Raw genomic sequence first — 15,034 nt, 5'->3', positions numbered from 1 at the left:
TCTCCCTCTGCGCGCTCCGCACCTTTGGATTTTCGCGCGGCCCCTCGATATCGGGGTAGAAGATATATTTGCTCATATTGAACGCTTGAAAAGCAGCACCGTTTGATGATAGCCAACCCCTACGGCCGCAAGGACCAGGTACGGCGCGGTAATCAGCGGATAGTGATACGCCAATGTGACAGCGTAAGAGGCCAGAGTCAGGTTTCCAAATTGCTCCAGCGTATCCAGGTATTCCTTTGGTTCGATACGAGCCGCCCAATTATCCATTAGAACACGCGAGGCCTGGTGCGTGATGAGCGCGATGTCCTTTCCGCTGAGACCGTGTTTTTTCAATAGGGAGAGTACCATCGTTGGGATGCCGTGCATCGCCGACACCTGAAAAGAATGCAACCCTTGCTCCTCGGTGATCTTATACGTGGGATGCGCGCTTTCGCGGGCCTGCATCGTCATCGCGCCATATTGCTCGCTCAGCGTCTGGGTGGCGTAATCCAGCAGGACAAATTCGGCATCTGGACCAATCAGCGCGGCCCCTGCTCCGTCACCCACGCTTAGCGCGTGCCCCTGCGTGTAGTCCATATATTGGGTCCAGTTGGTTCCACAAACGACGAGCGCGTGTTTGCTGTGACCGGCGACGATGGCTTCACAAGCCTGCAAGATCCCCAGCAGGAAGGTCGAGAATTCATTGTTCAGAGGAATGACCATCGTCTGTTCTGACAACTGCAACGCGTGATGGACCTCGTAAAGGCTGTTCGGGGTAAGGTATGCCGCTACTGACGTGTAACCGTACAGTCGATCAATATCCAGCACGGCTCCATGGGCTCTTTCAATGGCTACTCTTGCCGCCTCTACCATAAATGTTTCAACCCGTTCATCGCCTGCTAAGTAGCGCCTCTCCTTCAGGCCTGTAAAAAGGTCTACTTCCGCGATCCCCTGCGCGTTCATCGTCCTTGTGAGCGTCTTGAAAATAGGGTCGTCGTTCGTACGGATGTGAGGGGGAACGCTGAACCCACACGATTTGATCCCAACTCTGTTGTTTCCTGGCTCTCGCGCCGTCAAATCTCGGGATTGAAAGGGAGATCGATCTTTAAAAATGTTATACATCTTTCTACTTGCTTCACTTTCGATATGCTCATAGCACCTTGCTCTCCCAGGTGAAAACATTCTCTCTCTGGTGAGATGAACACGAACACAAGAGCATAGGTGGATATCTCACGGTCAGAGAGAGAAGTTTATCGGGAGGCGCGTATGATTACTTTCCGAAGAAGGCTTTTAATGTATCGACTCGTTGTTGCAAAGAGCGGGGCGCCTCCTCTATGTCGACAATAGCTTCGATCAGGCACGGTTTCTGCAAGCGAAGCGCTTGCTGCAAGCTCTCTTCAAATTCAGCGAGCGTGGTCGCGGTAAACGCTTCTACCCCCGCGCCACGGGCAATGGCGCTCACATCCATGGGCTTGCTATACGTGGTCAGGTACGAGGTACCCGTGATGAGCTTTTCGCCGTTGTACGCCATGCCGTGGCCGCCATTGTTGAGGACCACCCAGATGACTGGAAGGTTGTAGTCCACCGCGGTATGGATTTCCAGGCCATTCATCCCAAAGGCGCCGTCCCCGAGCAGTGCGACAACCGGTTTGTCTGGCGCGGCAATTTTCCCGCCGATGGCAGCCGCAATGGCATACCCCATCGATGCGACATTGGTCGCGAAAAACACCGTGCCCGTTTGGCGGGCCTCGTAAAACTGGCCCGCCCAGCTGAGGCAGTTCCCGTTGTCAACGAACAGCAGGGTGTCATCGGGCAGAATATCATTCATTTTCGTCACAACCGCCTGCGGTTTGAGGACAGGAGCTTCGGCCTGCAATGCCTCGGCATGGTAATAGCGGGGATGCTGCTCGCGAAGCGCGTGTAGCCTGGTATAAAAATCATGCTGTGATCTCGCTTCACCCTGGCTGAGCGTGTCCGTCAAGGCGAGAAGTACAGCATTTGCGTCGCCAACAATGCTGTAGTCAACTGGATAGTTTTTGCCGATCTCCAGCGGATCAATGTCGATCTGTATGACCGTACGACTGGCAGCCAGGCGTGGGTCCCAGCCGTTGGTCTGGAATTCGCCAAGACTGGTTCCAATCACCACAATGGCATCGACATCTTCAGCATATATGTACGCTTCCGCCAGCGGGTGCCCACCGAAGCCAAAAACGCCGAGTGAGAGCGGGTGCCGTTCAGGAAATGCACTTTTCCCCTTGAGGGTCGTCGCGACCGGAATGGCCAGGTGTTCAGCAAGGCGCTGGAGGGGTTCCCAGGCGCCAGACAGATTGATGCCATGACCAACCAGCAAGGCGGGTTTTCGCGCCGATCTCAGCACAGAGGCCACATCTTGAACAGCCTGTGGATCTCCCGAGGGCAGAGTCCGGGTATAAAACTTCGTCACGGGCTGCGCGCTCACCGGCGCCATTTGTTTGATCACATCGGCCGGCAAATTCAAATGCACCGCCCCGGTGCGACCGGTGAGAGCGGTCCGGACCATACGACGAATCATATGGGGCATCTGCTCGCCACTCTGTAGCATCAACGACAATTTCGTCGCGGCCCGATAAGCATCAACGACATCAACGTTCCAATTGCCGCTGCTGCTATCCTGGACTCCGCCTTTGCCAAAAGCACTGGTGGCCACCTGTCCGGTGAGGGCCAGGACGGGGATCGAATCGCTGTGGGCGCTGGCAACGCCGGTAAACGCGTTTGTTGCGCCAGGGCCACTCGTCGCGCAACACACACCGAGGCTACGCCGGACACGCGCGTACCCCTCTGCCATAAACGCCGCGCCCTCTTCATGTTTCGCTAAGATGGGCTGGATGTGCTGTCGCTCAGACAGGGCAGCAAATAAAGGGACCAGAGGACCACCGGGAACGCCAAAAATATGTGAGACGTGCATTTCCTCAAGAGCATTAAAGAGCACGTGAACAGCAGGTAATGTCTGAGTGAGCTCTGTAAGCATAATGTCTTTTTTAAGTGTGTTCATTTCAAGCCAAATCCTTCAATTGCACCTCTCGTGTCTACTCCTTCACACGAGGTAGAAACACATGCAGTCTGCTCTCCCACCGTGGGATATCGCACGATATCCATGTCTACCGAACTTCGGGTTGGTACACATAAAAAGGATGCCGGTATGCTTCATCAGTCGATGACTATACATCCCCGGCTATCAACGCGAAGGACGATGTGCATCATCATTGAGGCAATCTGATCGTAATAGGTATCGTAAAAAGAGAGGGATTCTTCACAGGTAGAGCAATCAAGCAAGCTTTGGATAGACTGCATGTGCGTCAACAAATGCCACATTTTCTCTGCCAGGCAGAGAAACAAATAAGTATCTCTCTTCAATCTCCTATTAGTAGATTTATATGTTGTTATAGCATTAATTTCATTCCCTGTCTAATTTTAAATCGATAACATGACCTCTATCTCCCTTGAAACTTGTCACTGCTGCTCTCAACATCAGATATGCAGTTGAGGTTATATTTTCTTGAATAGCTATCACAAATAGATGAGATTATCTGCAGGTGTCCATCTATTATATTGTTGAGTTTTTGCCTCTGGTGTAACGGCCATATGGACACCCTCCCTGCGGTCTATGCAGCGAGAGCTATTTGAACGAGTTCGCTAATGGCTTAAAGGGGCGTGGGAGGCATAGTCTTATATCTAATGGATACAAATCACTATGGGGACTACATGATAGCTGTAGGTATTATCGTGTGACTATTCGAAGAAAGCCCGGCCCATTTGTAAGAGACGATTGAATTCATGCTTAGGGATGTGATATAGTCGGCATATATAGGATGAAGTGGTTTTAACCATAATTAGGTATCCTTGTTTTTCTTGCCAGATTTATTCACAGTATTCGCACAAACCACACCACATATAAAAGGTGCAAAATGGAGGAAAGAAATCATATCGATTTCGCTGAAAAAGTTACAAAAGGTGTTGCATGGAAAACAAAGATTATATTGATGCAAGTTTAGGTCTTGCGTTTAGTCTCGGGGTCTTTGAGCGGTACCGAAGAAATGGTTTATTACAAGCAAGTGACCTTCACCATGTGCCGGGTATCCGGGGACGCTGCACCGGGTATCTTCAACTGGTCGAAGGTAAAGTCACGGCGTGTTATGTAGAAGAACAAAACGGAAAGCGTCATCCTACAACAACAGATGTCCTCATACGCCTAGATGGGGAACGGGGACCTTTCCACTGGAAGCTTCATCCTCTACCGGCCCCGCCAACATCTCACCCTGACAGGGATGCGCAGTCGGAACAGGAGCAAAAGCCTCCCATTCCACGGCAAATCGCCAGACTCAATGTGGACAGTTTAGTCGGCTGGACGACAATCCAAAAACTGATGCTACAAAGCGTTTACGAGCAGATTGATGGGCGCAGAGATATCACTGATATCAAAAGAGCTGTTCCCCTTTCATCAAATGTGGTCGATGAAGCACTGCGGATTCTTTTTTCCCTAAAAGTAATCATTTTCATTACGCAGGACGACCAGAATAAATTTTTTTGATGAAGTCTGCCTGAATACATCAACTACCCTGATACCATCAGGACACCCATAGAAGTCGCATAATATACTAAAGAAGGAATTCGATGAACAACACGCAAAACAACCAGGGATGGTCTCCCCAAGAACTTGTCGAAGAGAATAAACAAAGAACGGGCCTGATAGGATGGTGGTACGCGAATACCGCGCTCCCAACGCCCCCATCGAGCGCGAGTTTTGTAGAACGAGAAGCCGCCCGTAAATCGCAGCTCACCGCGACCATTATTTTCTGGCTCCTCGTGTGTTTTATTCTCTTTATTCCAGGCTGCCTCACCCTGCCTAACCCATTTGTTATATGGGCTGACGCGATTATGATTGTCTTCTCATTCATCGCTATTTTCTTCAATCGGTCGCGCTGGCCGCAGGGCGCTGGATTGCTGTTAACCTTAGGCTTTGAAATCGCATTGACTTTGGTTATTTTTACGACCTGGCCGCTAGACGAACCCAGCATCCAGCAATACGAATTATTTGTCTTTGGAGAGCTGCTCTGCGTATCTCTGCTCAGTTCAAGCAGCGTTTTTATCGTGATGCTTTACAATATCGGCATCATCCTGGCCAGCTTATTTTTGCAGCCGCATACTGCCGTGCTCAATCACGATCTCCAGATGCAGTTAATCCCTATCATCATTCGCCCCGTTGGTGTCCAGTTCCTGGTGGCTTTCGTCTCGTGGCTCTGGGTCAACTCCGCGTCAAAAGCGCTCAAACGCGCGGATCGGGCTGAGATGATCGCCTACCTTGAGCACCAACTCGTCGATGAACGAGAACATCTCCAGCAGGGCATCAACCAAATACTGCAGACCCACGTAGAGGTTGCCAATGGCAACTTAAAGGCGCGTGCCCCGCTCAATCAGGATAACGTGCTCTGGCAGATTGCACGATCATTAAATATGCTGCTCGATCGCCTGCAAAGATCAGTCATACAAGAGCAGCGCTTAAAGCGCATGGAGATGGCCGTTCAAGCACAGGTACAGGCCATTCAGCAGGCCGAGCAGCAAAACGAGAAACCGGTCCTGAACTTTACCCAGACGGAACTCGACATGCTGATTGCGGCTCTACAGGGCAAAGAGTTGGGCCGGACGACCCAACTGCCGAGCATGCAACGCTCACCACAGACATTCAAAAGCCAATAACATACCATCCATTGCGGGCATGGGTCGATGTATGCGATAGGACAGGCCGCAGCGTATCTGCAACTGGCGGCGTGGGATCCTGGCATTGGCTCATGCATTACCTGGATGCATGCTTAAACGCTGTCTGTAGAAGCGCGGGACTTTCACTAAAAGAGGAAAGCCGAGGTGAGAAGGCTTTCCTCTCCTGGATCAGCTCATCGATGCCTTCACGATATGCATTCAGAATCGCTATGCCGCCACGGGCCTGAAAGGTATCCTCTTAGCCAATGTAGCGCCATGTGCTTCCTCACCTGCACCATTCAGTCGAGATACAACCGCATAAATGCTTCAGCGACCGCAAGGTTGGCATTGCTTCCAATCGATGCCGCGCGTTTTCGCCATCCCTCTCTCAAAGCAAGAGGGTCCGCGGTCTGGCTCTCGTGAGCGAGCCGGGCCTCCAATTTCCGATCGAAGCCAGCGCTGATATCTACATACGCATCAGCGGCATGGCTTGCAAACAACCAGACCTCACCAACAGCGTGCGGTGACAGTCCTGCCTGCACCTGTTCGGCAAAGGCCAGATGATCGCGAGCCAGGGGGTAGACCGCATCGAGGGCGGCACGCCCAACCACCCGGTGATCCCGATGGCACAGGTAGGCTGGATAGGGATGCTCGGGATCGTGGGTAAATACGATGGCAGGTTGCCAGCGGCGCGTCCATGCCACCAGGTCAGCGCGTAAGGCGCGCGTATTTTCGACATCTCCATCAGGGTAGCGCAAAAATACCACCTCAGTAATACCAAGCAGCATCGCCGCTTTTTGTGCTTCTTCCTCTCGCTGAGCGGCCACCTCGTACGCTTGCCGCTGGGGATCTGAGGATCCATGTTCTCCCGATGTCACAAGCAACAGACGCACCGTAGCTCCTTGATCGATAGCCTGTGCAAGGGTACCTGCACACCAACTCTCAATATCATCGGGATGGGCGGCAATAGCCATGATCGGGACCGCGCCTGGAGCAGGAGTAACCTGTATCAATTCTTCCCTCTCGTTTCTATGTTATATGTGTAACTTGCTTATCCAAATCAGACTGGATGCTCATATATCAATCTATCACAGATATTCAGAAAAACAGAAAGGGGAAGCGAAAGAAAACACATATGAATAGTACGGAAAGAAAAAACTCCAAATATCTATAGATCAGACATATTTGAATGTTTGTCGAACGGCTCAGATTTCTGCTACAATAACACATATTCTCTCACTCGGCCTCGTTTCACGGCTGGAGTACGTTCCTGAAGGAGGATTCATGGGAACCACAGGCTATCTTCGCTTTCCGACCATCTATCGCGATCATCTCGTCTTTACCGCAGAGGATGACCTCTGGCGGGTCTCCGTCGACGGTGGCCGCGCCGAACGATTGACCGCTGGCGTGGCGGCAGCCACCAGAGCGCGTTTTTCGCCGGATGGTCAACAGATTGCCTTTACCGGCAGCGGCGAAGGCCCCGATGAAGTCTATGTGATGCCTGCCGAGGGCGGGCCGTCGCGTCGCCTGACCTATCAGGCCGGACGCGCGGAAGTGATTGGCTGGCAGCCCGACGGAACACAGATCATCTACGCCAGTTCAGCTGGATTGCCCTCGCCACGCTGGCGCATGCTCTCTGGCGTCTCTCCCCAGGGTGGTGAGCCAGTTCGACTGCCCTACGGCATCGCAAACGCCATCGCCTTTGGTCTCGACGGTGCCATTGTGCTAGGCCGCAATATCCGCGAACCAGCCTTCTGGAAGCGCTATCGCGGTGGGACCGCTGGCTACCTGTGGATCGATGCACAGGGAACAGGCGAGTTCAAGCGACTGCTCGACCTCAATAGCAATATCGCTGCCCCATGCTGGGTGGGGAGTCGTATCTTTTTCCTTTCTGATCACGAAGGCATCAGTAACGTCTATTCCTGCCTGCCCACCGGCGAGGATCTGCGGCGCCATAGCAACCAGGACACGTTCTATGCTCGCAATCTCGCGACTGATGGGCAGCTCTGTGTCTATCACGCAGGTGGTGATCTGTTTGTGCTCGACCCGGCCACCAACCGCGAGAGGCGTCTGAAAATCGATCTCGCGGGATCGCAAACGCAGCGGGCGCGCCAGTTTGTTCCCGCGGGCAAGTTCATGGACTCCTATGCGCTGCATCCCACGGGCCAGGCAGTCGCCCTCACCACGCGCGGCAAAGCCTTCAGCATGAGCAATTGGGAAGGGGCTGTGTTTCAGCATGGGCAAATCGATGGCCCGCGCTATCGCCTGGTAGACTGGCTGGCTGATGGCAAGCGTCTGGTCGCGGTCAGCGACGCGGGCGATGAGCCACGCCTGGTTGTCTTTCATGCCGATGGCTCATCACCCGATCACATCCTGGGCCAGCTTGATATCGGCCATGTAACCGCGCTGAGTGCCGCGCCGGTTGGCGATCAGGTGCTGTTAGCCAACCACCGCAACGAACTGCTGTTAGTGGACCTGGCGGCAGAGACCTTGCGTGTGCTTGACCGCAGCGACTATGGCCGCATTGAAGATAGCGACCTCGTCAATGGCATCGCCTGGTCGCCTGATGGTCGCTGGGTCGCCTATGAACAGGCTATCCGTGCGCAGCAGATCATCATTAAGCTGTGCCGCATCGAGAGTGGCGAAACTTATCAGGTGACGGATGCGCTGCGGCGCGATACCAAACCGGCGTTCGATCCTGCCGGGCGCTACCTCTATTTCTTGAGCGCGCGCGACTTTGATCCGGTACCCGATACGATGCACTTTGAATTTAGCTTCCCCAGGGGCATGCGCCCCTATCTGATTACGCTGCGCAAAGACCTGCGCTCGCCGTTTCAGCCGGAATCGGCGCTACTGCGCTCGGAAGATGAGGTAAAACAGGCGCAGGAGAGGCAGAAAGAGAACGCAAGCCATCCATCCGTGCCTGAACGGGTAGAGATTGACCTGGACGGCATCACCAATCGCATCGTAGCCTTCCCCGTTCCTGAGGGCCGCTACGGGCAGGTTGTCGGCACCCGCAACGGCGCGCTCTTTACCTCGCTGCCAGTCGAGGGATTGCGTGCTGGTGAGACGTCCGACTTCAAACCGAAATCGAACGGCAGTCTGGAGTGGTATGACTTCGAGAAGCGCAAGCAGGAGCATATCGCCGATGAGATCGGCGATATCAGCGTCACCGCCGATGGCACCATGGTGCTCTGCTACTCCCATGATCGGCTGCGCGTCCTCAAGACTGGTGAGAAGCCGCCAGAACTTCCGGCGGCTGCGGTGGACAAGCCAGGCCGGGAATCAGGCTGGCTTGATCTGGAGCGCATAAAGGTTTCGATCCACCCGGTCGCCGAGTGGCGCCAGATGTTTGGCGAGGGGTGGCGCCTGCAACGCGAGCAGTTCTGGGTGGCTGATATGGCCGGTGTGGATTGGCAGGGCATCTACGCGCGCTATGCCCCGCTGGTGGAACGGCTGACCTCACGTGGCGAACTCTCGGACCTGTTCTGGGAGATGCAGGGGGAGCTTGGCTCGTCGCACGCCTATGAGTATGGAGGGGAGTATCGCCCACATCCCGACTATCGCCAGGGCTTCCTGGGCGTGGACTGGCGCTTCGATGCAGACGAGAACGTCTATCGTATCGCTCATATTGTGCGTGGTGATCCATGGAATCTGAAAGAGACATCACCGCTGCTGGCACCAGGAGTAAATGCCAGGGTAGGCGACGCAGTGCTGGCGATCAATGGGCAGCGTCTCACACCGGAACAGGGGCCGCAGCATCTGCTGGTGAACCAGGCGGAAACAGAGGTCCACATCCTCCTTCAGCCCTCCACCGGCCCGGCGCACAACGTGACCGTGCGGACCCTGGCCTCTGAATTCGGCGCGCGCTATCGTGATTGGGTGGAGACGAACCGCCGCCTGGTCCATGAGCAGACGAATGGCCGCGTGGGCTATGTGCATATCCCCGATATGTGGACGGATGGCTACGCGGAGTTCCATCGCTATTACCTGGCCGAGTATGATTACGATGCGCTGATCATTGATGTACGCTGGAATGGCGGCGGCGCTGTTTCCGGTCTGGTGCTGGAGAAGCTGGCGCGGCCCCGGCTGGGATACGCGTTCCAGCGCTGGTCGCCACCCGATCCGTATATCTATCATTCCCCACGCGGCAAACTGGTGGCCATCACCGACGAGAATGCTGGCTCCGACGGAGACATCTTCTCCCATGCCTTCAAAATGATGGGACTAGGACCGCTGATCGGCAAGCGCACCTGGGGCGGCGTCATTGGCATCTCCCCCTATATGCCGCTGGCCGATGGGACCACCACGACCCAGCCAGAGTTTAGTTTTTGGTTCAAGGATGTCGGCTGGGGTGTGGAGAATTATGGTACCAATCCAACGATTGACGTCGACTATACGCCTCAGGATTACGCGCGTGGCTCTGATCCACAACTTGGGCGCGGCATCGCTGAGGCACTGCGTCTGATAGAAGAATATCCTGCCGCAACGCCGACGCCAGAACAGCACCCCTATCGGGGCTATCCCCAAAAGTGAGCAGCGAAAAGATAGGAATACGCTTCTGGCCAGCGGTCTCTATGGCACGAAGCATCAAGCATTGACCTTGCTAGAGCCTGTTCCATCCGTTTTTCATCAAACGTTCAAAACAGGCTCCAGACAAAGGAGCAAAACTTCTTCTATCTTGCTTTTCTTGCGTATCTATATGCTGAAAAACGTGGGAAAGCTTCCTGGATGGCCTGGCTCCCGCCTTCACAGGCACATCTCTCTCGGCCCAACCAATCAGCATTTTAAGAGAGATGATCCGGGGTCTGATATACGCTTTGTCAAGGAGGAGTTGCGGTGGATAGCGCTATCCACCGCAACTCCTCCTTGACAAAGGCTAACTCGCCTTTTGTCAATGCGCGATTAACCTACACGTACCAATTTGATGGAGTCTGCACGAGCATAGCTGTTCGTTTGCGTAAGCGTTACACTCTCTACTTCTCCCCCCAGGAGGTTATACGTTCCGATTTTGAGCCAGCCACCTGGGGTGGCGGCAAAATTGATGGTCTGCGTTGGTTCAATGGTGCCTCCGTGATTAAACTGAACCTTTCCAGCGGTATCATTGTTGCTATTGGCAACAATATACAGGTAAACATCATAACTGCCGGTTGTTCCTGAGGGAAGCGTCAGTTTCCAGTTCGCGGTTGCGTTGTTGGTATTAGAATAACGCGAGCTTGACTCGCCAAATCCAGCCAGGGAGCTTGTCGTCCAGACACCAGTCTCGCTGTATGTACCATCGGAAGGACCAAAGTCGCTGCTAGCACTATCGTTATCTACGTAGTAGTCCTTTTGATAATACTTGAAATTGCGAAATTGTATACTGGTCGGCGTTGTACCAACTGTTTGCCCATACTGAATGCAGCTGAGCCAGACTTGCGTAAAGTCCTGGATAGGAGGACAGCTGCCAGCATTTGGATTGGTGGAGACCAGTGAGCTGATCGTACAATCGGTGCGGTAACTGGCAGAGAGCGCTTGCGACGAGAGCGTTTTCTGCAAGACGTTATCGACATAGAAGCTCATACCGCTCTCATTATAGGTAAAGCCATATGTATGCCAGGCTGTCTCATCGATAGCTGTACCAGTTGCATCTTTCAGAGTATAGTTACCGCTTTGCACGCTGTAGATAGAGGGGCACGATCCGTCAGCAGCATGTTCATAAAAATTCTGATCAGCCAGGCTATTGGAGTAAGTGTTAAATTCGAAGCCATCAATCTCCATAGTAGGACATGTCAGAATGGTATTGCCGCTGCTGTCAGCACTGCCATCACTGTGTATGCGCCAGAAAGCGGGGTGCCAGCCAGCTTGCGCAGTGCTTTTCGCCTGGACTTCATAGTATCCATAGCGGAAACGCTGTTTGGTGATAACTCCACCTGCATAGTATGTATTTGCCTTGGTGGGATCTTTGGTCAGATTGATGGTCAGCAAGCCGCCGCCCTCGACAACATTGCTTGCCTGTTGAATGGAAGTATGTGTGGTGCCATCTGCATAGGAGAACGTACGCTTTCCAAGACGATAGGTCCAATTTTTTTCCAGATCTGTGTTGGTGCCGCTGAAATCATCAGAGAATGCCAGGTGATAGTAGCTGGTTGGAGACGGTGGCGAGGCATGGCTAATCAGCACCGGGCCGAAAAATAGTGTACCGCTGATTAGAACCAAGAGCAAAAGCCCCACCAATACAGGCCTCCACCGTTGCCGGGTCTGAGCTATGATGCTCGCGAGACTGGTGCTACGAAGATCGGTAATACGGTAGCAGTGCTGTAATCTCATCATGTCGTCCTTTTCCTCCATGAAAATGAACATCACTCAAATGATAAACACAAGTTGAGCACGTATCTTTTGCTCTATGCGGCAAGAAATATGAAACAACTTTCCACACGAGTATACCTGGTAGAAATATTTTTGCGCAATGCTATAGAAAAAACTGCAATATTTTTTCAGCGTGTACCTGGCTTTTCGCACCCGCGGTGCTCGCAGGTCATATAATTGTTGGTACATGAGGGGCGCGGATGCGCCCCTCATGTACCAACACGCAAAAAGGGTGCGGCAGCACCAGAAGTTGTCTGGGCGTTGTACGCGTCTTCTTTCCTCATAGGTTTCTGGTTTCAGCACGCTCACCTCCTTTCCATATGGGCCTCTGGCTTCAGCACGCTCACCTCCTTTCCATATGGGCCTCTGGCTTCAGCACGCTCACCTCCTTTCCATATGGGCCGCTGGCTTCAGCACGCTCACCTCCTTTCCATATGGGTCTCTGGCTTCAGCACGCTCACCTCCTTTCCATATGGTGGGGCATGGGGCGCTACAGCGCCCCATGCCCCACCATAAAAAAAAGTGCGGCCGCATAGCGGCCGCCCGTGCGGAGGCGCTCACGTCCCCCTATACGACGAGAGCAAAGCACATTCTCAAACAACATCATTGAAATTTTTTTGCAGATTTTGCGAAAGGATTGAAAAAAAATTTTTCTTTCTCTATACTTAACAATAAATAACAGCAGTGCACCATTTCGCACAGATTGGAACACATTCTATGCGCATCAAATTGCGAGATATTGCTGAACGAGCTCATGTCTCACTGTCAACAGTCTCACGCGTGATTAACAATCATCCTACCGTGGATGCAAAGACGCGCGAAGAAGTCATGGCAGTCCTGAAAGAGTTTGGCTACCCATTAAACTTTGCTAGCCTGGGGCAAAACTCTGCCACTAACCATGCCATCACGGTTGCCGTCAGTGGGGTACAGATTCTTCAGGACACGCCATACAGGCAGGGGAATGAAGATAATCGGCAATTCTCAAGTTTCGGCCCTGTTGTATGCAATGGAATAGAGCTGGTCTGCCAGCGTTCCAATACCCTGATGACGATCCAGCGTATCAGGTTAGAGGCTCCCACGCCTGAAGATCTCGCTCTTTTAGCTCAGGCAAAGGGAGTCATCATTGTCGGTGGAATGGTTGCCGCCAGTGTGATTGATACATTAGAGGAAGCCAATGTGCCTTTTGTGCTGGTGGGCGCTCACCTTGGTATACGCATGGTGAACTGCGTACAGGGAGACTATCTCTCCGGTTTTGTGGAAGCGATGAAGGTTCTGGTCCAGAATGACCATCATCAGATTGCGTTCGTTAATGGCCCTGTGACAACGACGACGAGCCAGGATAAGCTTTCGGGATATCAGCTTGGCCTGTGTCAGTCTGGTGATTGCTATCATGAGCAACTGGTTATTTCCGCGGAAGATTTCACTCCTCATGATGGATATCAAGCGACCCAGAAGCTACTGGCACGAAAAGCTGAAGCCGATTTTAGCGCTATTATTTATGCTTCTGACCTGCTTGCTTTAGGAGGGCTCTATGCGCTGCAAGAAGCCGGTATCGCGGTCCCCGAGCAGCTCTCTATCATGGGATGTTACGACGAGCCAATCGCGCAATTTACGACACCTCCATTATCGACAATTCATCTGGATTGGCAACGGATGGGTGAAATCGCGGCCCAGCGCCTGTTAGCCCTGTTAACACATCAGAACGAATATGCATTACGTATAGTGGTGCCGATGAGGCTGATTATGAGAGCATCCCACGCGCGAAAAGCTATTTAAGCATTCTTATCTTTGCTTCTCATTTGTTACGAGACTATAGTCATAAAGCGTTATCAATACGTCCATACATGATGACAACATGTACTGAAAGGAGCCTGGTCAGGATATGGAGCAACCAGTAGCACCTTTTAACGATTGGCTACAGGCCGCGCCGGAAACAGCCCGGTTCAGCATGCCTGGCTGGTATGTGTGGTGTGGTTGCCTGACACGCGATGCCGATGGCCTGTATTATCTTTTTTTCGCCCGCTGGCCCCAACACATGGGGTTTGAAGCCTGGGTGACCCATTCAGAGATTGCCTACGCGACCTCGCCCTCGCTCTTTGGCACCTTTACCTTTCAAGGAGTGACCTTGCCATACAGACGAGACGAGGTCTGGGACCAGGTGTCGCATAATCCCACTATCATTCACTGGCGAGGCAAGTATTACCTTTACTACATGGGGACCCACGGGCCTGTGGTCCAGCATTCAGCAGAGGCAGAGCCGTCTTCAGACCTCTGGTGGCGCTATCGGAATAATCAGCGTATCGGCGTTGCTGTTGCGGATACCCCGGCGGGCCCCTGGATACGTGCGGCACAGCCAGTGGTTGAGACATCCTCCACATCCTGGGATGCTCTTGTTACCAGTAATCCAAGCTGCTGTGAGACACCCGATGGCGCAATTTTGATGATGTACAAAGGAGTCGGTCTGGGACCGCTTCCTAAAGGAGGTGATGTTGTCGCAGGCATAGCAACCGCCAAGCATCCACTTGGACCATTTTATAAGCAACCCGAGCCTGCTATTGCTCATCCAATGGAAAGCTGGGCCGTTGAAGATCCATTTATCTGGTATCAATCTGGAACGTACTATTGCCTGATAAAAGATTTTCATGGCTATTTCACTCATGATCAGAGAGGATCGGTCGCCTTATTGCAATCGAGCGATGGTATTAACTGGCAGCCTGCCCAACCTGCTCTGGCATTTCGTCGCGAGATCCGGTGGCAAGATGGTCAGAGTCAGTCAGTTGAGAGAATCGAGCGGCCACAGATCTGGTTTGAGGATGGGATGCCCCGCGTCCTTATCTGCGCGGTTCGAGAGGCCGCTGATTCCCAGCCGTATAGTTTACGCATACCACTGTTAATGCCCACGTAACATCGTAACCTGTTGTAAGTATGACATCTGTTTATTTTTGCGCCGGTAGAAAGATGTTTTCCCGCAGAC

9 protein-coding genes are annotated in these 15,034 nt (G+C 52.9%); 5 read left to right on the top strand and 4 right to left on the bottom strand.

All coding sequences use genetic code 11. The features are described from left to right. Positions 1 to 72 precede the first annotated feature (72 nt). Positions 73 to 942, bottom strand: a complete 870-nt coding sequence (locus KTT_RS32460; RefSeq protein WP_235845939.1) for a beta-ketoacyl-[acyl-carrier-protein] synthase family protein — start codon at positions 940 to 942, stop codon at positions 73 to 75. A gap of 307 nt (positions 943 to 1,249) precedes the next feature. Next, positions 1,250 to 3,010, bottom strand: coding sequence for a thiamine pyrophosphate-binding protein (locus KTT_RS32455; protein WP_126601837.1), 1,761 nt, complete (start codon positions 3,008 to 3,010; stop codon positions 1,250 to 1,252). Positions 3,011 to 3,976: 966 nt separating this feature from the next. Between KTT_RS32455 and KTT_RS32450 the strand changes: the two genes are divergently transcribed. Both KTT_RS32450 and KTT_RS32445 read left to right on the top strand, forming a co-directional pair. Continuing rightward, positions 3,977 to 4,546, top strand: a complete 570-nt coding sequence (locus KTT_RS32450; protein WP_126601835.1) for a hypothetical protein — start codon at positions 3,977 to 3,979, stop codon at positions 4,544 to 4,546. An 83-nt stretch (positions 4,547 to 4,629) separates the two neighbouring features. Beyond that, positions 4,630 to 5,712 carry a hypothetical protein gene (locus KTT_RS32445; RefSeq protein WP_126601832.1) on the top strand — a complete coding sequence of 361 codons (1,083 nt, stop codon included), beginning with the start codon at positions 4,630 to 4,632 and terminating at the stop codon, positions 5,710 to 5,712. Between the two features lie 299 nt (positions 5,713 to 6,011). Here KTT_RS32445 and KTT_RS32440 read toward each other — a convergent pair whose 3' ends face one another. Continuing rightward, positions 6,012 to 6,725 (bottom strand): PIG-L deacetylase family protein, encoded by a 714-nt coding sequence (locus KTT_RS32440; RefSeq protein ID WP_126601830.1) that lies wholly within the window; start codon positions 6,723 to 6,725, stop codon positions 6,012 to 6,014. Positions 6,726 to 6,996: 271 nt separating this feature from the next. Here KTT_RS32440 and KTT_RS32435 point away from each other — a divergent pair, with 271 nt between their 5' ends. Then, positions 6,997 to 10,248, top strand: a complete 3,252-nt coding sequence (locus KTT_RS32435; RefSeq protein ID WP_126601828.1) for a S41 family peptidase — start codon at positions 6,997 to 6,999, stop codon at positions 10,246 to 10,248. A 369-nt stretch (positions 10,249 to 10,617) separates the two neighbouring features. Here the strand turns inward: KTT_RS32435 and KTT_RS32430 are convergent, their stop codons facing one another. Next, positions 10,618 to 12,024, bottom strand: a complete 1,407-nt coding sequence (locus KTT_RS32430; protein ID WP_160146291.1) for a golvesin C-terminal-like domain-containing protein — start codon at positions 12,022 to 12,024, stop codon at positions 10,618 to 10,620. Between the two features lie 753 nt (positions 12,025 to 12,777). Between KTT_RS32430 and KTT_RS32425 the strand changes: the two genes are divergently transcribed. Both KTT_RS32425 and KTT_RS32420 read left to right on the top strand, forming a co-directional pair. Further along, positions 12,778 to 13,836 (top strand): LacI family DNA-binding transcriptional regulator, encoded by a 1,059-nt coding sequence (locus tag KTT_RS32425; RefSeq protein ID WP_126601824.1) that lies wholly within the window; start codon positions 12,778 to 12,780, stop codon positions 13,834 to 13,836. Between the two features lie 106 nt (positions 13,837 to 13,942). Continuing rightward, a complete protein-coding gene (locus tag KTT_RS32420; RefSeq protein WP_126601822.1) occupies positions 13,943 to 14,965 on the top strand; it encodes a glycoside hydrolase family protein in 1,023 nt (340 codons plus the stop codon). Positions 14,966 to 15,034 lie beyond the last annotated feature (69 nt).

The sequence above is a fragment of the Dictyobacter aurantiacus genome (assembly GCF_003967515.1).
GTDB classification, from domain to species: domain Bacteria; phylum Chloroflexota; class Ktedonobacteria; order Ktedonobacterales; family Ktedonobacteraceae; genus Dictyobacter; species Dictyobacter aurantiacus.
The sequence above is the reverse complement of the archived record's forward strand: the minus strand, read 5'-3'. Positions and strand labels throughout refer to the sequence as shown.

Coding starts and splice junctions, on each gene's coding strand:
- KTT_RS32460 (WP_235845939.1), bottom strand. CDS start 942: ATGAACGCGCAGGGGATCGCGGAAGTAGACCTTTTTACAGGCCTGAAG.
- KTT_RS32420 (WP_126601822.1), top strand. CDS start 13,943: ATGGAGCAACCAGTAGCACCTTTTAACGATTGGCTACAGGCCGCGCCG.
- KTT_RS32455 (WP_126601837.1), bottom strand. CDS start 3,010: ATGAACACACTTAAAAAAGACATTATGCTTACAGAGCTCACTCAGACA.
- KTT_RS32430 (WP_160146291.1), bottom strand. CDS start 12,024: ATGATGAGATTACAGCACTGCTACCGTATTACCGATCTTCGTAGCACC.
- KTT_RS32425 (WP_126601824.1), top strand. CDS start 12,778: ATGCGCATCAAATTGCGAGATATTGCTGAACGAGCTCATGTCTCACTG.
- KTT_RS32435 (WP_126601828.1), top strand. CDS start 6,997: ATGGGAACCACAGGCTATCTTCGCTTTCCGACCATCTATCGCGATCAT.
- KTT_RS32445 (WP_126601832.1), top strand. CDS start 4,630: ATGAACAACACGCAAAACAACCAGGGATGGTCTCCCCAAGAACTTGTC.
- KTT_RS32450 (WP_126601835.1), top strand. CDS start 3,977: ATGGAAAACAAAGATTATATTGATGCAAGTTTAGGTCTTGCGTTTAGT.